Genomic DNA, 15854 nt, shown 5'->3' with positions numbered 1-15854 from the left:
CTTTTTCCTCTACTCGATTGAGAAACAGTCATAAACCATCAAAAATATGAATGTTTATGATTGAAAAAGAATGATAATGATAGTATGATAGGTGTGTGAGGTGATGAAAGTGCTAACAGAAGAGAGACAACAAGAGATATTACGCTTATTAAAAGAAAAAGAAATCATCAAAACAAGAGAATTGATGGATGTTTTTCAAGTCTCAGAATCGACTATTAGACGGGATTTACAAGAAATGGAAGAGGCAGGTTGGTTACGCCGAATTCATGGAGGAGCTAAAAAAATCATCAAATTAGAGATGGAACCAAGCATGACAGAAAAATCCTCCAAAAACGTTCAAGAAAAGCAAGCAATCGCTAAATACGCAGCAAGTTTAGTGATGCCAGGAGAATTTGTCTTTTTAGATGCTGGGACAACTACTTTTGAAATGTTGCCTTTTCTAGCAGATAAATCAGTACAAATTATTACGAATTCTGTCCCACATGCCAATTTAAGCATTGAATTAGGCTTGCCGACAACTATGTTGGGTGGATCGATTCGTTTAACCACAAAAGCAGTTGTTGGTAGTCAAACCATTGAGCAATTAAAAACCTATTACTTTGATAAAGCTTTTATGGGAACTAATGGCATTCATGAAGAGTATGGGTACACAACAGCAGATACAGAAGAAGCTGCGACAAAAAAAGCAGCCATGAATCAAGCACAACATGTGTTCATTTTAGCCGATGAATCAAAATTTAATAAAGTTAACTTTGCCAAGATGGGAAATCTTGATGAAGCCATTGTGATAACGAATCAATTATCAGTGGGAAATAGCCATGTATTAAGAGAAAAAACAATGATTAAGGAGGTAGGCAAATGATTTATACAGTGACCCTTAATCCTGCAGTGGATTATGTCATTCAAGTACCAGCATTTCAAGAAGGACAACTAAATGTGACTCAAAGAGAATCAAAATTTCCTGGTGGTAAGGGGATCAATGTGTCTCGTGTGTTAAAAAGACTGGGTGTCGTGTCTACTAATCTAGGCTTTATAGGTGGGTTTACAGGCCAATTCATCGAAGATAAGTTAAAAGAAGAAGCATTGCAGACAGATTTTGTTACTGTTGCTGGAGATACAAGAATTAACATTAAACTAAAAAGTACAGAAGAAACAGAGATTAATGGTCAAGGTCCAGTGATTACAGAGATAGCTTTACAAGAATTGAAAACACAGTTAAATCAGTTAACATCTGAGGATTTGGTTGTTTTTTCAGGTAGCGTTCCTAAAGGAGTAGCCACAACGATTTACGTTGAATTTGTTGAGTTATTAAGTAAAAAAGGAATTCCTTTTGTTGTAGATATTAGTAGTAAACAACTGCTTGATATCTTACCATTCAAGCCTGTTTTAATTAAACCAAACCATCACGAATTAAGTGCTATCTTTGAGACAGAGTTTGCCTCTGTTACAGAGATGTTGCCATATGGTGAGAAATTACGCTCTCTAGGAGCACAAAACGTATTGATTTCAATGGGAAAAGATGGCGCTTTGCTATTTTCAGATAAAGGGATTTATCAAGTAGAAGGTTTGTCAGGTGTATTGAAAAATTCAGTTGGTGCGGGAGATTCTATGGTAGCAGGTTTTATTAGCCAGTGGGTGGCAAGTAAAGAAACATCAGCGTGTTTAACTTATGGGGTTGCAGCAGGAAGTGCTACAGCCTTTAGTGATGATTTGGCCACAGGAGAAGCTATTTTAGCATTAGTTGAAAAAGTTAGTATCACAACCATAAAAGAATATTAGGAGGAAAAAGGAATGAAAATTAGTGAGTTATTGTCTGTTGATGCTATGATTTTGTCTCTAAAGGAAACTGAGAAAAAAGCAGTTATTCATGAGATGGTCGATAAGCTACACGCTTCAGGGCGTATTAGTGATAAAGAAGTGTTTGAAGCAGGTATTTTAGCAAGAGAAGCTCAAACAACAACAGGTTTAGGTGATGGCTTAGCTATGCCGCATGCTAAAAATGAAGCTGTTTTACAACCGACTGTTTTGTTTGCAAGAAGTAAGCAAGGTGTGGATTATGAAGCTTTAGATGGGCAACCTACCTATTTATTCTTTATGATTGCTGCACCAGCTGGGGCTAACGATACACATTTACAAGCTTTAGCAAGTCTATCAAGATTATTATTAAATCCAAGTTTAATTGAGTCATTAAAACAAGCAGCGTCACCTGAAGAAGTAATAACATTATTTGATCAAGCTCAAAAAGAATACGACGAGAATGAAGCAAAAGAACAAGCAGCGAGTGAAGAAATTGTAGCTGAACAACCTTTTGTTGTAGCTGTTACAGCTTGTCCTACAGGTATTGCTCACACGTATATGGCAGAAGATGCCTTAAAAGCAAAAGCCAAAGAAATGAATGTAGCTATTAAAGTTGAAACAAATGGATCAGAAGGCGTTAAGCATCAATTGACTGCTGAGGATATTGAAAGAGCTAGTGGTGTTATTGTTGCTGCAGATAAAAATGTTGAGATGGCTCGTTTTGAAGGGAAACCTTTAGTGAATCGTCCAGTCAGTGACGGGATTAAAAAATCAGCTGAGTTAATCGATTTAGCAGCTAGTGGAAAAGCGAGTATTTATCATCACAGTGCGTCAGAAACTGACACTGATAATGAAACAAGTACAGGTAGTGTGGGCTCACAAATCTATAAACATTTAATGAATGGTGTTAGTCATATGCTTCCTTTTGTTATTGGTGGCGGGATTGCGATTGCTTTAGCCTTTCTAATTGACCAAATGTTAGGTGTTCCTCAAGATTCTTTAGGTGATTTAGGATCATATAACCAAATTGCGGCTTACTTTAAAACAATTGGTGGAACAGCCTTTTCATTTATGTTGCCTGTTTTGTCAGGATTTATTGCTTCAAGTATTGCTGATAGACCTGGTTTAGTTGTTGGGTTTGCTGCTGGTGCTATGGCGTCATCGGGTGTTGCTTTTGGGCAACTAGAAGCACCTATGCCTTCTGGTTTTTTAGGCGCATTAGTTGGCGGTTTCTTAGCTGGTTATGTGATTGTCTTACTGAAAAAAGTATTTGCCAATCTACCTAAATCTTTAGATGGCATCAAAGTTATTTTGTTTTATCCTGTTTTTGGCTTATTAATAACAGGCGGTTTAATGCTATTTGTTAATATTCCAATGTCGGCTATTAATACAGGGTTAAACGACTTTTTAAATAACTTATCTGGTGGAAATGCTGCATTATTAGGTGCTTTACTAGGTGGTATGATGGCTGTGGATTTAGGTGGACCAATCAACAAGGCGGCCTATGTGTTTGGTACAGGTACGTTAGCAGCTTCAGTGGCAACAGGTGGTAGTGTAGTAATGGCCGCTGTAATGGCTGGTGGTATGGTGCCTCCTTTAGCGATTGCTATTGCGACATTATTGTTTAAAGATCAATTTTCTAAAAAAGATCAAGAAGCAGGAATTACTAACTTAATCATGGGATTCTCATTCATTACAGAAGGAGCAATTCCTTTTGCAGCAGCCGATCCTATTCGTATGATTCCAAGTTTTATCGTAGGTTCAGCTGTTACCGGTGGTTTAGTAGGTGCTCTAGGTATTAAATTAATGGCTCCACATGGCGGTATCTTTGTTATCATGTTAGTTAGCCAACCTGTTTTATATTTACTATTTATCCTAATTGGCTCATTAGTGAGTGCTTTAGTTTTAGGAATGTTATTAAAAACGAAAAACAAAAATAAAGCTTAGAACAAAGCTTTTAGACTTAAATTTCTCCCACAGCTTCTCCCATCAACTTATAATCAAGTTGATGGGAGAAGTTTTTTTAAAACATAATTTTAGAGAAAGCTTCTTCTGAATGATATAATAGGGGGGATAAAATAAGATTGAAATGGATATAAGGTGGAAGTGAAATGAAAAAAATGAAACAACTATTGTCATCTGACTTAATAAAGCCCTTATTTAAAGAATTTAACATTGGCTTAGAAAAAGAAAGCCAACGAATAACACCAACAGGAGATCTTGCTTCAACAGACCATCCGAAAAAAATTGGCTCAAGAGATAGCCATCCTTACATACAAACAGATTTTAGTGAAACACAAATGGAGTTTATCACACCTGTTTTTGATTCTAGTGAAGAGACCTTACGTTTTTTAGGTGCCTTACATGATGTGGCTCTTCGCTCTTTAGAGGAAGAAGAACGCTTGTGGCCTTTAAGTATGCCACCAGTATTACCAAAAGATGATTGCGATATTGTGATTGCTAAACTAAGTGATCAAGGTGATGTGAATTACCGACGCTACTTGGCTAAAGTGTACGGCAAGAGAAAACAGATGGTCAGTGGGATTCATTATAATTTTGAGTTTTCTAATGACTTGTTAGAAGCTCTTTTTCGTGAGCAAAAAGAAGAGACTTCTTTTGAAGCCTTTCGAACAGCTTGCTATTTAAAAGCATCTCGTCATTACTTGAGATATCGTTGGCTAGTCACTTATTTATTTGGAGCTAGTCCTTACGCTGAGGAAGGCTACTTTTTTAAAGAGCCTGCGAATGAACCGGTTAGAAGTTTCCGTAACAGTCATTTTGGTTACACTAATCGACCTGAAATTAATGTGTCTTATGAATCAATTGAATCGTATGTAGCAGATATTAATGGCTTAGTTGATAAAGGTGATTTGATTGAAGCAAAAGAATTTTATTCAGCCGTCCGCTTAAGAGGGACAAAGGACATTGATGAGCTCTTAACAAAAGGTGTTTCCTATATTGAACTTCGAAATATTGATTTAAATCCCTATGCTGAATACGGTATTACTATGGAGACATTGAACTTTTTACATGTGTTTATGATGACGATGTTATGGTTAGATGAAACAGATACTCCTGCAGATGAGTTATTAAAGACAGGGACTATTTTAAATGAGCAAGTGTCCTTAGAAAATCCTTTAGAACAAACCAAAAACAAAGAAGAAGGTCTTTGGTTACTAAAAGAAATGCAAGAAATGGCAGCTAAGCTAAATGTGTCAGTTGACTACCAAGAAGTGATAGAGGCTAGTAGACAAGCCTTAGAATCACCAGAAAACACATTAGCTGCTAAAATGGTCCTTGATAGTCGTACGAATCAAGAATTAGGTATTGAGTTAGGTAACGAGTACCGTGAACAAGCCTTTAGTAAACCGTATCAACTATCGGGTTATCGTCACATGGAATTATCCACTCAAATTTTGATGTTTGATGCCCTTCAAAAAGGGGTTAAAGTAGAAGTTCTAGATGAGAATGACCAATTCCTTCAATTAAGTTATCAAGGAAAAAGCGAGTACGTAAAAAATGCGAATATGACTAGTAAAGATTCGTACATTGTCCCTCTATTAATGGAAAATAAAACAGTGACGAAGAAAGTCTTAGCTAAAGCTGGTTTTAGAGTTCCAGCGGGAAAAGAATTTTCCACAATGGAAAAAGCAGAGCAAGCCTATGACTTATTTGCTAACAAGGGATTTGTGGTTAAACCAAAATCAACGAATTATGGCTTAGGTATCTCTATTTTTAAAGAAGGAGCTTCTTTTGAAGACTACCAACAAGCGCTAAGAATTGCATTTAAAGAAGATACTGATTTATTGGTAGAAGAATTTATTTCAGGAACAGAGTATCGTTTCTTCGTGTTAGATGGTCAGACAAAAGCTATTATGCTACGTGTGCCAGCTAATGTAGTAGGAGACGGGAAAAGTAGCATTACCGAACTAGTAGCAGAAAAAAACAAAGATAGTCTAAGAGGGACTCATCATCGTTCACCTCTTGAATTAATTCAACTGGGAGAAATTGAACAGTTGATGCTAAAAGAGCAAGGCCTAACAGTAGCTAGTATCCCTATACAAGATGAAGTCGTTTACTTACGAGAAAACTCAAATGTCAGTACAGGTGGAGATTCAATTGATGTCACCGACGAAATGGATGAGACGTACAAGAGAATTGCAGAAGAAGCCGTTTGTGCTATTGGAGCTAAAATATGTGGAATCGATTTGATTATTCCAGATAAAAACCTACCTAGTCAGAAATCAGATAAGACTTATGGGATTATTGAAGCCAACTTTAACCCAGCTATGCACATGCATATTTATCCTTTTAAAGGAACAAGTCGTCGACTGACAACAGATGTATTGCATCTACTTTTTCCAACATTAATCGATTAAAAAAAGCATTTCCACCTCGTTATGAGATGGAAATGCTTTTTATTCTTTATGAACAGTCATGGTTTGTTTAGTTGGAGTGTCCACTTTTAGCCCTGTTTTTTCTTCCCACCATTCATTGAGTAGGTCCACATGAGAATCAGGGAATGCAGATAAATCAATACTTGTAACATGAGGGAAAGAGATGGCCATGTTGTTTTTCAGCTCAGCTAGTAAGTTGTAGTACTGGAAGGCTGCAAAATACAAATCTTCCTCATCATCAGAAACAAGAGCTTCAGGGATTCTTTCCAACATGAAGCCTAGACTTCGAATAACAAAGCGTAGGGCATCACTAGAATCAGATTCAACGGTTTCGATTCTTTTTAATAATAGAATGTGAACATGTAAAGCTTCGGCTAATTCTTTTTTGATTATTTTTTCATGAGTCATAAAGCATTTTCCTCCTTATTTATACTAAAACAGTAGTAACTGTTCATAGACGTATTTGAATAGCTGATCAGGGTAATCATTAGAGGTTTGATTAGCTAAAAAGACCACAAAATTTTGTTTTGTAATGTCACCATAGAAATAACTACTATAGCCACCTGATTTGCCATCAGAAGAGATGTTACCAACCATCATCACTTCTTCTTGAGAGGCAAAAGGGAAGAGTTCAGTGTATTCTTCAGGTGTCAGTAAAGTACTGTTATTTAGTGATAATTGAAATTGACTTAAATCACTTGCAGTTGAGTAGACATTTCCTGCTCCTAAAAGAGTACTCATTAACTCTTTTGAATAAACAGAACGCTGTTTCTCATAGTCTTCTCCTGTGTCATTGAAGTACTCTTTGACCACAAATTGATCAGTGGGAACGTCATCCCAAAGATACGTATGTGTCAGGTGTAAGGGCGTTAGAATTCTCTTTTTTAGACTGTCCTTATAAGACGTTTGTTCAATCTGACTAATAATACCAGCTAGTAAACTATAATTCCCATTAGAATATTGGAACGTATATTGCCCGTTGTAGATACTTGTTTCAAAGACATTATTGAGTTGTTGTTTTTCTGTTGTTAGAACCGTTCTAGAAGTAACTTCTGGCATGATGTAACCACTGGTATGATTCAATAAATCACGAACAGTAATGACGTCTGCGTGCTCGAGGCTTGGATAAAAGCGTTCAATGGTTGATTCGTAGGTAAGTTTACCTTCTCTAATCAGTTGTGCAATGATGACAGCAGTCATTCTCTTTTGCATGGAGGCAATTGGGTAGAGCAGGTCGGGTGAATTTGGTAAATGGTTTTCATGATCAGCCTCACCAAAACTAGCGGTATAAACAAACTTTCCATCTCGAACAATCGCCATGGAACCTAAAAGATCAGAACTTTCTATAGAAGAGTTAATGTCAGAAATAACTTCTTGTTTCTTTTTCTTAACAGCCATGGCTTTTTTACTAGAAACTAACATAGTAGAAAGAAAAATGAGTGTACCAATGCTAACTAGAATCACTAAGAGTGTTTGCTTCTTTTTCCAATTGTTAATGTTCATCCCAGGTTCCTCTTTATGTATTAAGACTTGAAAAGACGAGTTAATAAACCAGTTCTTTGTTTAGGTGGTTGTGTATCAGTTGTCTCTTTTTTTGATAGGGAGAAGTTTCTCTTTTTCACAGAGATGTCCTTGAGATTAATCGCTGTTTCCAAAGAAAAAACCATCGCAATTTCATCAGAGGCTAACTTATCCTCATCACTATCTACCATCTTAAAATTAATATGTGCTTGTTGGGCTAATTTCATGAAATGATTTTGTGTTTTTAGAGAACAGTTGGCATTAATGGATAAGGTACCAGTTGGATATTTTTTAAACTGCTCTAAACAAAATGCATCATAATCAGTTGATTCAGTTTCAATAGATACCATGGCAAAGACAACGCGTTCTCTAAAAGTTCCTAGATATTTTCGTCGTTCATCTGGTTTGATTTGAGGCGCACCATACATTCCTTTGTCTAAATAATCTTGAATATCTTTCTTCGTCATAGAATAACACCTTTCGTTTGATTATGTACGTTCATTATAACATAAACAATTTAAAAACGAGGTTCAAGAAAAATGTTGCAAAAATCACGAACTTTAGCTAAACTAAATGATAGTGAAAATCATTATCAATTAGAAACGAGGAGAATACTGAATGAATAGACGTTTACCTTTATATTTGCTTCTTTTTTTTGCAGCAATCTCCTTGTTTGTTGGTGTACAAAGCATTCCAGTTTATCATCTTTTTCATTTTAATGAGTTAGAGCAACTGGTCCTATGGCAAACTCGAGTCCCTAGAACGATTAGTTTGATTATTGCAGGGGCAACAAGTAGTGTGTGTGGGTTAATCATGCAACATTCAACGCAAAATAAATTTGTGTCACCAACAACTGCAGGCACGATGGATAGTGCCAGATTAGGTATGTTAGTAGCCATGCTCTTTTTTCCAGCAAGCTCTATATTAACCCGCTCTTTTGTGGCTTTTATATTTGCCTTTTTAGGAACAGTGGTCTTTTTACAACTTGTAAAAAGAATTCCAGGGAGAAATCAATTAATGATTCCCTTAGTTGGTGTAATGTTTGGTAATATCATCGGCTCTGTGGTTACTTTTTTTGCCTATCAATTTCAATTAATTCAAAACATGACTTCTTGGCTTCAAGGAAGTTTTTCAACTATTACTAAAGGGGATTACGAACTTCTGTATTTATCAGTCCCAGTTTTACTGATTTGTTATGTGTTTGCCTACCAGTTTACATTAGTAGGTATGGGGAAAGACATGGCAACAAGTGTGGGGCTAGACTATGACAAAATACAACTATTAGGTTTATTACTGATTGCCTTAGCAAGTAGTGTCACTCTGGTGACTGTTGGGGGATTACCCTTTATCGGTGTCATCATACCGAATATTGTGGCTCAATTTTACGGAGATCAATTAAAAAATACCTTATGGCTAACTGCTATTTCAGGGAGTTTGTTTTTAGTTGTATGTGATATTTTGTCTCGAGTCATTTACCCACCTTATGAAATTCCAGTGAGCTTGATTGTTGGGGTTATAGGTAGTGTCGTCTTTATCTTCCTTTTATGGAAGGGAGGTAAGAGAGCATGAGACAAGTCAGAATAAAAGTAATTATTTTAGGTTTATTAACCCTATTTGCTATCGGTTTATTTTTAACCTTTCATACTTATGGCAACTGGAGTTTTGCATTGCCTTTAAGGGGAAAAAAAATATTAGCTTTTGTAGTAGTGGGGACTTTGACAAGCTTTTCGACCATTGCGTTTCAAACCTTAACTCAAAATCACTTTTTAACACCAAGTATTTTAGGATTTGACTCGTTATATGTGTTAGTCCAGACCATCCTTTTCTTTTTCTTAGGTCAGTCTCGACAAGGTGATCCTGTTTTATTTGTGATCAATGTATGTCTGATGGTTTTCTTTAGTGTCTTAATCTTTTCGACACTTCTAAAAAAGGACAAGCAAGATTTGTTTTTACTCCTAATGGTAGGGATGATTTTAGGGACTCTTTTCAAAAGTATGAGTACTTTCTTACAGGTATTGATGGATCCCAATGAGTACGATAAATTACAAGGGAAATTATTTGCTAGTTTCAGTAATGTAGACGTGTCTTTACTCGTTTTAGTGGTTCCAATTGTTCTCGTGTTAGTGTTCTTATTTATCAAAGCAAGTCCTAAATTAGATGTCCTACATTTGGGCCTTGAACAAGGCATTAACTTAGGGATAAATGTTCCAGTTTTTAGAAAATATATGTTGTTTTTAATTAGCTTATCAGTGGCCATCGCAACAGCATTAATCGGGCCAATCACGTTTTTAGGTTTTATTGTCGCCAATGTTACCTATCAATGGCTAGGAACTTATAAACATGTTTATTTATTTATTGCAGCAAGTTTTATGAGTGTGTTGTTTCTTGTTTCAGGGCAATTTTTAGTGGAACAAGTATTTCATATGAATACCACTTTAAGTGTGGTTATTGAATTTAGTGGAGGACTCTATTTTGTATTTAAACTAGTGAAGGAAAAGGGAGGAAGAGCTTAATGGAGATTAATCAGGTAACCAAAAAATACGGGACGAAACCCGTTTTAAAAGAAGTTGATTATCAGGTTAAAAAAGGAAAACTGACGGCTCTAATTGGCCCAAATGGTGCAGGGAAAAGTACACTTCTTTCACTAATGAGTCGTCTAATGGATAAAGATGAAGGGGGGATTTATTTAGAAGGAACAGAAGTAAAAGCTTGGAATCAAAAAGAGTTAGCTAAAAAACTAGCCATTTTAAAACAAGCTAACGGAACACCACTGAAACTAACAGTGAGAGAATTAGTTGGTTTTGGGCGTTTTCCACATAGTAAGGGACGTCTAACGTCACTAGATCAAGAAAAAATAACCAAAGCATTAACGTTTCTTGGGTTGAATGACTTAGCTGAAGAGAGTATTGATAGTCTTTCAGGAGGCCAGTTGCAACGAGCATACATTGCCATGGTCTTAGCTCAAGATACTGAGTATATATTTTTAGACGAACCACTCAATAACCTAGATATGAATCATGCAGTCCAGTTGATGAAGACTATTCGTCAACTAGTGGATGAGAGGCAAAAAACAGTCGTTATCGTGTTACATGATATTAATTTTGCGGCCAGTTATGCAGATGAAATGGTTGCCATGAAAGATGGGGAAATCTTTAAAACGGGAACCACTGAAGAAATTGTCCGAAAAGATGTTCTAGATGAGCTTTATAACATGAGTGTTCGTGTGTGTGAATTAGAGGGAAAACGAGTGTGTTTGTATTTTAACTAAGGGGGAAAAAAGATGTTCAATAGAAAAAAATTAGTGGGATTAGTCGCGTTACTAAGTATAGGAACTGTATTATTGACAGCATGTGGGGAAAAGCAAAAAGAAAGTAAACAAGAAGCCAAGGTAACAGAGATTACGGTAAAAGATAGTGAAGGGCATGAGGTAAAAGTTCCGAGTGAACCTAAAAAAGTAGTTGTCTTTGATATGGGGTCATTAGACGCAATCAATCAACTAGGTGAAGGGGATAGCGTTATCGCAACAGCAAAACCTAATTTACCGAAATACTTAAAAGAGTTTGACTCTGTAGAATCAGCAGGTGGTATCAAAGAACCTGATTTAGAGAAGATTAACGCCCTGCAACCAGATTTAATTATCATCTCAGGTCGTCAAGAAGATTCACGAAAAGAGCTAGAAAAAATTGCTCCAACTTTATTTCTAGGTGTTGATGGTTCAAATGCGTGGGGTTCAACAAAACAAAACATTCAAACATTAGGTACTATTTTTGGTAAAGAAAAAGAAGCAAATACGAAAATAACAGAATTAGAAGATCAAATCACTCAAGTGAAAGACAAAGCAACTGCAAGTGGGGAAAAAGCGTTGATTACTTTAGTAAATGAAGGGTCATTATCAGCTTATGGAAAAGGCTCTCGATTTGGTATTATTCATGATACATTTGGTGTAGCGCCAGCAGACGACAACATCAAAGTATCAACTCATGGACAAGAGGTTTCTTATGAGTATGTGTTAAAAACAAATCCTGATATTTTATTTGTCATTGATCGAACACAAGCAATTGGTGGCGATAATAGTAAAAATAATGTAGCAGAAAACGAGTTGGTGAAACAAACTACTGCAGGAAAAAATGGTAAAGTTATTACGTTAACACCTGATTTATGGTATTTATCTGGTGGCGGTATTGAGTCAACTCAACTAATGATTGCAGATGTCTTAAAAGCATTTAACTAAAAAAGAGGGCTATGATATCAGTCGTAAAACTGATATCATAGCCCTTTAAGATTAAAAAAATCCTGTTACGAGAGTTAGATAATCCCCATACCGACTAACATACCTAGGATAAAAGAGATGACCCAAAGTCCCCAAACGCCTAGACTAAATTTATTAAAACGTAATTTGGCTGTTTCAGATCCTCGGTAGTAAACCCAAAGTGCCCAAACTAAATGGATAGCCATTAACCCTAAAGCTGCACCACCAGTTAGCTGATGTAAACCAAATTGTGAACCACCATTTAGTGTGGCTATTTTGTTCATTAAAGTTGTTCCAGTTGTATCAAAAATTAATCCACCTACAAAGAAAATCAAATGTTTTCCTTTAATCGTACCACTAAATTTTTCTCCGAAAACCCCTAAACTGTACAACACTAAAGCAATCATCATGGATGCGCTAGCTAATATTAAATCTAAACTCATGTGTCTCCCTCTTTTCTTTTAATCTTGGTTATTTGTATCATACTACAATAGTGACATTTTGTCACTATTGTTTTGTGGTTGTTGTAAAAATAGTCAGTTTCAATGGAATCAAGATCTTAAGTACTTACTGAAAGGTGGATTTTTGGTTAACTTAAAAGCTATTATTGTTAGATAAAAATAACATGTTATAATAAATAAAAAAGGATGTGTTTGTATGTTATTTTTCAAAGAACTTTACAAAAAAAATAAATCATTTAAATATGTAGTTTACGTATCGGCAGTTGTAGTTGCTTTCTTTGTAGGTAAATTAATAGCAGATTCAATTTTTCCGCTTTTAGGTTTTTATAGATAATAATTTAATATCAAGCAACGTTTAAAGCCCTCAGAAATTAATCCTGAGGGCATTTTTTATTATCTAAGTAAATACGTGGTTGAATCTCTAAAACCTTTTTTGTTTATCTATTGGAAGTTATAGAGAGTGAGTTAATCGTATTGCTTTAATAGGTTTGCTAAATGTTGTTTCATCATATTTACTAAAGAGTAAGGTTCTTTTAAAGTTAAAAAAGTACCAAATCCAATTAAATAGTTAATAATAAAAGGAATTTCATTTTCGTGATAATGACCAATTATATAATACTGATTATTCTCTTTAATTAACTCGACACCTGGGTATTTTTTTGAATGAAACAAATCAAGGGCTTCAATTTTTAAGTGTGCTTTAAAAGTTTGAGGTTTATTTTTTTTGGACTGTTTTAGATATAACTCATAAAGTTCATCAAAGGAAAGAAGTAATCCATTTTCTTTTGATATGCTAATGGATGTAATAAAGTCACAGCGGAAATGTCTAAAACTTTCTTTATCTAAATCCCAAGCTAATAAATACCAATGACCATATTTAAAGGCTAATTGAATAGGTTGAATTAAACGGCATGATTCCTCGTATCTTGAGTAGTTTATTTGAAGCACGGATTCTTCGTAAATAGTTCGAAAGATTTCAGTTAATAAAGGGACATGAGAAATACTTTGAGTTGTCGAGATGACAATCATGTTTTCTAGTTGATGATTAATTTTGTATTCTTCTTGTGGAGCAATAGCTAAGAGTTTGTTTTTCAAATGTTGATACGATGCGTTGAAAGGAGATTGTTCCATCTGTTTATAAATTTGAAGGACTAAAAACAAAGAATGCCATTCATGTTGAGTTAAATATAAAGGTGGTAAGCTATTTGTTTTAATTAAGTGGTAGCCACCAAATCGTCCTTTATTCACAGTAATTGGAGCTCCTAAGCTTTCTAAGTCGGAAATATCTCGCAAGGCTGTTCTTTTTGAAATTGAAAATTCTATCATTAAATCATTTAAATTAAATTGTCTTTTCTGATTAATAAAAATTAGTTCTGCTATAAGTCGTTCATTTTTTTTCATTTTATCTCCTAATGGTGCCGAAAAATGTCACCTTTAAAATTTATAATGTGAGTATAGCATAAATAAAGGAGAGATATTAAGATGAAAGAAGTTATATTAACAACAAGAACAATCAAAGGTAACAAAATCAGAACTAGAAATGGCAACATGGAAGAAATTATGGGGTTGTGGTCAAAAATCCCAGAAATGGATTTAACGGGAAATATCTATGCCGTGTATTTTAATTATGAAAGTGATCATACTGAAGAATATGATTTTTTAATTGGTACTGAAACGTTTGATTCAGAGCAAGAAGTTGTATTGAAGAAAGGTAATTATTTAGCAATTGAAATCAAAGAAGTAACCCCAGAAAAAGTAGGCCAAGCCTGGCAAGAAATTTGGAACAATCAAGTTATCTGCGAGCGCCGTTTATTCACAGCAGATTTTGAAGAATATTTACCAACAGGAGAAGTTACTATTTATTTAGCAGTAAAATAAAATGATGAGTCCCCTCTAAACGTTTACTTTTAGAAGGTACTATCCAATTAATAATGACACGATTAGCAAGTCATTATATCCCTTTTTATCGTGATATAATAAATGTAGTTTATAAAAAAGGAGCGAGTTAGTGTGGGAGAGACGTCTAACGAACAAAAGTAAATGTACATAAGGTTAATCAATAAATCTGAAGATTATATTGAAAGACATCTAGATGAATCGATTTCCTTAACAGAATTAGCTCGCCATGCTAACTTTTCTGATTATCATTTCCACCGATTATTTAAACAGTATTCGAATGAAACCCTAAAACAGTTTATTACGAGATTTAAGTTAGAAAGAGCAGCTATTTTTATGTCTGTTAATCAAAATATGTCACTGACAACAATCGCTTTGCAATATGGCTATAATGATTCAAGTTCTTTTAGTAGAGCTTTTAAAAGACATTTTGGTGTTAATCCATCAACGTATAAAAAAGAGCAAGAAATGACAAGAAGACTTCCAAAAAGCATGCCATAATGAACTCATATAAAGACAAGGAGTGAGTGATATGGTTAAACCAATAAGTATTACCACAGAAGAACTAACAGATCAGGATATTATTTATATTCGGTTTAGAGGTAGTCACGGAGAATTTAGAAAAAATAGTCGTAAGTTGTTTAATGAGTTATTTGATTTTGCGACAAGAAATCAATTAATTGATCCTGAGTTGACTAAAGTATTAACGATTTATGATGACAACCCTTATATAACTACTAGCAAACAGTTACGAACGAGTGTGGCTATGACGATACCAAGTAATAGAGATGTGATTGAAAGTGGTAATGTATGTCATTCAAGTATCTCTGGGAAATTTAGTGTAGGTCATTTTGATATAGCAGCTAAAGAGTATGGTGCAGCTTGGCAATACATGTATCAAGAGTGGTTATTTAAAGGAAATGCAAAGGGCAGAGATGCCGTTCCTTTTGAGCTATATGTGACAGAACCACCCAAAAATAGTAAAGACAAGAGTTTGACAGATATTTACATCCCAATTGAGTAAATAAACTAAGAATCTTTATCAAAAAAGTAAAGTAAAGTTATTTAGTTACTCTATAGGTTGAGGCATAAACAAGCAAATTCCTTAAGTCTTCTGAAGCTAAGATATCCTGATGTTTGATTTTAACATGACGCATGAGTTTTCCAGAGCCTTCAAGTAAATGTGTAGGGTCTTCTAATTCACTACCGTAATTAAAGCCTAAAGTGACATATTCGTTATGGAAAGCAATGTAGCAAAAATGACCACTCATTTTTTAGGGCTAATCCCATAACCGATTGTTTTTTGTCTTTCCCAAATAACCTCAACAAGCTCAGGTAAAACAGAATAGATTAAAGCTCGAGTACTATGAGCTAATTCTTGTACCTCAGGACTATAGTTTTTTGCGATATCATTAAAGTGTTTATCAAGAGAAGCTTTAGAAGGTATCATAAATTATTATTCTCCTTTAATTAATAGTTACCTAATTATACAACAAAAAAAGAGCAGTCCATTATGGATTGCTCTTTTTGTAT

At 34.9% G+C, this 15854-nt stretch carries 18 protein-coding genes; 11 read left to right on the top strand and 7 right to left on the bottom strand.

Annotation, left to right across the window (positions count from 1 at the left end; translation table 11 throughout):
• The first annotated feature begins 109 nt into the window (after nucleotides 1-109).
• From DOK76_RS05945 to gshAB, 4 genes are all read left to right on the top strand, one after another.
• Entirely contained in the window at nucleotides 110-862 is a 753-nt protein-coding gene (locus DOK76_RS05945; protein ID WP_370590099.1) for a DeoR/GlpR family DNA-binding transcription regulator, read from the top strand.
• Nucleotides 859-1779: a 1-phosphofructokinase gene (pfkB, locus tag DOK76_RS05940; protein WP_206965741.1), complete on the top strand. Its 921-nt coding sequence runs from the start codon at nucleotides 859-861 to the stop codon at nucleotides 1777-1779. The genes DOK76_RS05945 and pfkB overlap by 4 nt, the downstream gene beginning before the upstream one ends.
• 12 nt (nucleotides 1780-1791) lie before the next feature.
• Entirely contained in the window at nucleotides 1792-3744 is a 1953-nt protein-coding gene (locus DOK76_RS05935) for a PTS fructose transporter subunit IIABC (protein ID WP_206965740.1), read from the top strand.
• A gap of 164 nt (nucleotides 3745-3908) precedes the next feature.
• Nucleotides 3909-6176, top strand: coding sequence for a bifunctional glutamate--cysteine ligase GshA/glutathione synthetase GshB (gene gshAB, locus DOK76_RS05930; protein ID WP_206965738.1), 2268 nt, complete (start codon nucleotides 3909-3911; stop codon nucleotides 6174-6176).
• A gap of 39 nt (nucleotides 6177-6215) precedes the next feature.
• On the opposite strand, the gene DOK76_RS05925 is transcribed toward gshAB, so the two are convergent.
• Genes DOK76_RS05925 through DOK76_RS05915 form a run of 3 tightly spaced genes read right to left on the bottom strand, consistent with a single transcriptional unit; the run spans nucleotide 6216 to nucleotide 8182 of the window.
• Complete coding sequence (locus DOK76_RS05925) at nucleotides 6216-6602, bottom strand: hypothetical protein (RefSeq protein WP_206965736.1); 387 nt, start codon at nucleotides 6600-6602, stop codon at nucleotides 6216-6218.
• 24 nt (nucleotides 6603-6626) lie between these two features.
• Nucleotides 6627-7697, bottom strand: a complete 1071-nt coding sequence (locus tag DOK76_RS05920; protein ID WP_206965734.1) for a serine hydrolase domain-containing protein — start codon at nucleotides 7695-7697, stop codon at nucleotides 6627-6629.
• A gap of 20 nt (nucleotides 7698-7717) precedes the next feature.
• Nucleotides 7718-8182 carry a YueI family protein gene (locus DOK76_RS05915; protein WP_206965732.1) on the bottom strand — a complete coding sequence of 155 codons (465 nt, stop codon included), beginning with the start codon at nucleotides 8180-8182 and terminating at the stop codon, nucleotides 7718-7720.
• Nucleotides 8183-8333: 151 nt separating this feature from the next.
• Between DOK76_RS05915 and DOK76_RS05910 the strand changes: the two genes are divergently transcribed.
• Genes DOK76_RS05910 through DOK76_RS05895 form a run of 4 tightly spaced genes read left to right on the top strand, consistent with a single transcriptional unit; the run spans nucleotide 8334 to nucleotide 11946 of the window.
• Nucleotides 8334-9284 (top strand): ABC transporter permease, encoded by a 951-nt coding sequence (locus DOK76_RS05910; protein ID WP_206965730.1) that lies wholly within the window; start codon nucleotides 8334-8336, stop codon nucleotides 9282-9284.
• Nucleotides 9281-10228, top strand: a complete 948-nt coding sequence (locus DOK76_RS05905) for an iron chelate uptake ABC transporter family permease subunit (RefSeq protein ID WP_206965728.1) — start codon at nucleotides 9281-9283, stop codon at nucleotides 10226-10228. The genes DOK76_RS05910 and DOK76_RS05905 overlap by 4 nt, the downstream gene beginning before the upstream one ends.
• The gene (locus tag DOK76_RS05900) at nucleotides 10228-10983 is read left to right on the top strand and encodes an iron ABC transporter ATP-binding protein (RefSeq protein WP_206965726.1); all 756 of its coding nucleotides are present in this window, start codon (nucleotides 10228-10230) and stop codon (nucleotides 10981-10983) included. The genes DOK76_RS05905 and DOK76_RS05900 overlap by 1 nt, the downstream gene beginning before the upstream one ends.
• Before the next feature lie 12 nt (nucleotides 10984-10995).
• Nucleotides 10996-11946, top strand: a complete 951-nt coding sequence (locus DOK76_RS05895) for a siderophore ABC transporter substrate-binding protein (protein WP_206965723.1) — start codon at nucleotides 10996-10998, stop codon at nucleotides 11944-11946.
• Between the two features lie 74 nt (nucleotides 11947-12020).
• Here DOK76_RS05895 and DOK76_RS05890 read toward each other — a convergent pair whose 3' ends face one another.
• Nucleotides 12021-12407: an HsmA family protein gene (locus tag DOK76_RS05890; RefSeq protein ID WP_206965721.1), complete on the bottom strand. Its 387-nt coding sequence runs from the start codon at nucleotides 12405-12407 to the stop codon at nucleotides 12021-12023.
• Nucleotides 12408-12890: 483 nt separating this feature from the next.
• On the bottom strand, nucleotides 12891-13826 hold the full coding sequence (locus tag DOK76_RS05885; RefSeq protein WP_206965719.1) for a helix-turn-helix transcriptional regulator: 936 nt from the start codon (nucleotides 13824-13826) through the stop codon (nucleotides 12891-12893).
• Between the two features lie 81 nt (nucleotides 13827-13907).
• On the opposite strand from DOK76_RS05885, the gene DOK76_RS05880 reads away from it, so the two are divergent.
• The 3 genes from DOK76_RS05880 (at nucleotide 13908) to DOK76_RS05870 (ending at nucleotide 15345) form a co-directional block, all read left to right on the top strand.
• Nucleotides 13908-14303 (top strand): GyrI-like domain-containing protein, encoded by a 396-nt coding sequence (locus DOK76_RS05880; RefSeq protein WP_206965717.1) that lies wholly within the window; start codon nucleotides 13908-13910, stop codon nucleotides 14301-14303.
• Between the two features lie 162 nt (nucleotides 14304-14465).
• Nucleotides 14466-14822, top strand: coding sequence for a helix-turn-helix domain-containing protein (locus DOK76_RS05875; protein ID WP_206965715.1), 357 nt, complete (start codon nucleotides 14466-14468; stop codon nucleotides 14820-14822).
• A 31-nt stretch (nucleotides 14823-14853) separates the two neighbouring features.
• Complete coding sequence (locus tag DOK76_RS05870) at nucleotides 14854-15345, top strand: AraC family transcriptional regulator (protein ID WP_206965712.1); 492 nt, start codon at nucleotides 14854-14856, stop codon at nucleotides 15343-15345.
• A 37-nt stretch (nucleotides 15346-15382) separates the two neighbouring features.
• Here DOK76_RS05870 and DOK76_RS05865 read toward each other — a convergent pair whose 3' ends face one another.
• Both DOK76_RS05865 and DOK76_RS05860 read right to left on the bottom strand, forming a co-directional pair.
• Nucleotides 15383-15592, bottom strand: coding sequence for a DUF1801 domain-containing protein (locus DOK76_RS05865; RefSeq protein WP_206965710.1), 210 nt, complete (start codon nucleotides 15590-15592; stop codon nucleotides 15383-15385).
• Nucleotides 15589-15771, bottom strand: a complete 183-nt coding sequence (locus tag DOK76_RS05860) for a hypothetical protein (protein WP_206965708.1) — start codon at nucleotides 15769-15771, stop codon at nucleotides 15589-15591. The genes DOK76_RS05865 and DOK76_RS05860 overlap by 4 nt, the downstream gene beginning before the upstream one ends.
• Nucleotides 15772-15854: the final 83 nt, after the last annotated feature.

It is taken from the genome of Candidatus Vagococcus giribetii, from assembly GCF_017316185.1.
GTDB lineage: Bacteria > Bacillota > Bacilli > Lactobacillales > Vagococcaceae > Vagococcus > Vagococcus giribetii.
Note: the sequence above shows the minus strand (reverse complement) of the source record. Positions and strands in the feature narration are given on the sequence as shown.

Excerpts from the sequence above, each read along its gene's own strand:
- DOK76_RS05900 (WP_206965726.1), top strand. The coding sequence starts at position 10,228 with ATGGAGATTAATCAGGTAACCAAAAAATACGGGACGAAACCCGTTTTA.
- DOK76_RS05860 (WP_206965708.1), bottom strand. The coding sequence starts at position 15,771 with ATGATACCTTCTAAAGCTTCTCTTGATAAACACTTTAATGATATCGCA.
- DOK76_RS05925 (WP_206965736.1), bottom strand. The coding sequence starts at position 6,602 with ATGACTCATGAAAAAATAATCAAAAAAGAATTAGCCGAAGCTTTACAT.
- DOK76_RS05890 (WP_206965721.1), bottom strand. The coding sequence starts at position 12,407 with ATGAGTTTAGATTTAATATTAGCTAGCGCATCCATGATGATTGCTTTA.
- DOK76_RS05920 (WP_206965734.1), bottom strand. The coding sequence starts at position 7,697 with ATGAACATTAACAATTGGAAAAAGAAGCAAACACTCTTAGTGATTCTA.
- DOK76_RS05880 (WP_206965717.1), top strand. The coding sequence starts at position 13,908 with ATGAAAGAAGTTATATTAACAACAAGAACAATCAAAGGTAACAAAATC.
- DOK76_RS05865 (WP_206965710.1), bottom strand. The coding sequence starts at position 15,592 with ATGAGTGGTCATTTTTGCTACATTGCTTTCCATAACGAATATGTCACT.
- gshAB (WP_206965738.1), top strand. The coding sequence starts at position 3,909 with ATGAAAAAAATGAAACAACTATTGTCATCTGACTTAATAAAGCCCTTA.
- DOK76_RS05895 (WP_206965723.1), top strand. The coding sequence starts at position 10,996 with ATGTTCAATAGAAAAAAATTAGTGGGATTAGTCGCGTTACTAAGTATA.
- DOK76_RS05905 (WP_206965728.1), top strand. The coding sequence starts at position 9,281 with ATGAGACAAGTCAGAATAAAAGTAATTATTTTAGGTTTATTAACCCTA.
- DOK76_RS05910 (WP_206965730.1), top strand. The coding sequence starts at position 8,334 with ATGAATAGACGTTTACCTTTATATTTGCTTCTTTTTTTTGCAGCAATC.
- DOK76_RS05915 (WP_206965732.1), bottom strand. The coding sequence starts at position 8,182 with ATGACGAAGAAAGATATTCAAGATTATTTAGACAAAGGAATGTATGGT.
- DOK76_RS05870 (WP_206965712.1), top strand. The coding sequence starts at position 14,854 with ATGGTTAAACCAATAAGTATTACCACAGAAGAACTAACAGATCAGGAT.
- pfkB (WP_206965741.1), top strand. The coding sequence starts at position 859 with ATGATTTATACAGTGACCCTTAATCCTGCAGTGGATTATGTCATTCAA.
- DOK76_RS05885 (WP_206965719.1), bottom strand. The coding sequence starts at position 13,826 with ATGAAAAAAAATGAACGACTTATAGCAGAACTAATTTTTATTAATCAG.
- DOK76_RS05875 (WP_206965715.1), top strand. The coding sequence starts at position 14,466 with ATGTACATAAGGTTAATCAATAAATCTGAAGATTATATTGAAAGACAT.
- DOK76_RS05935 (WP_206965740.1), top strand. The coding sequence starts at position 1,792 with ATGAAAATTAGTGAGTTATTGTCTGTTGATGCTATGATTTTGTCTCTA.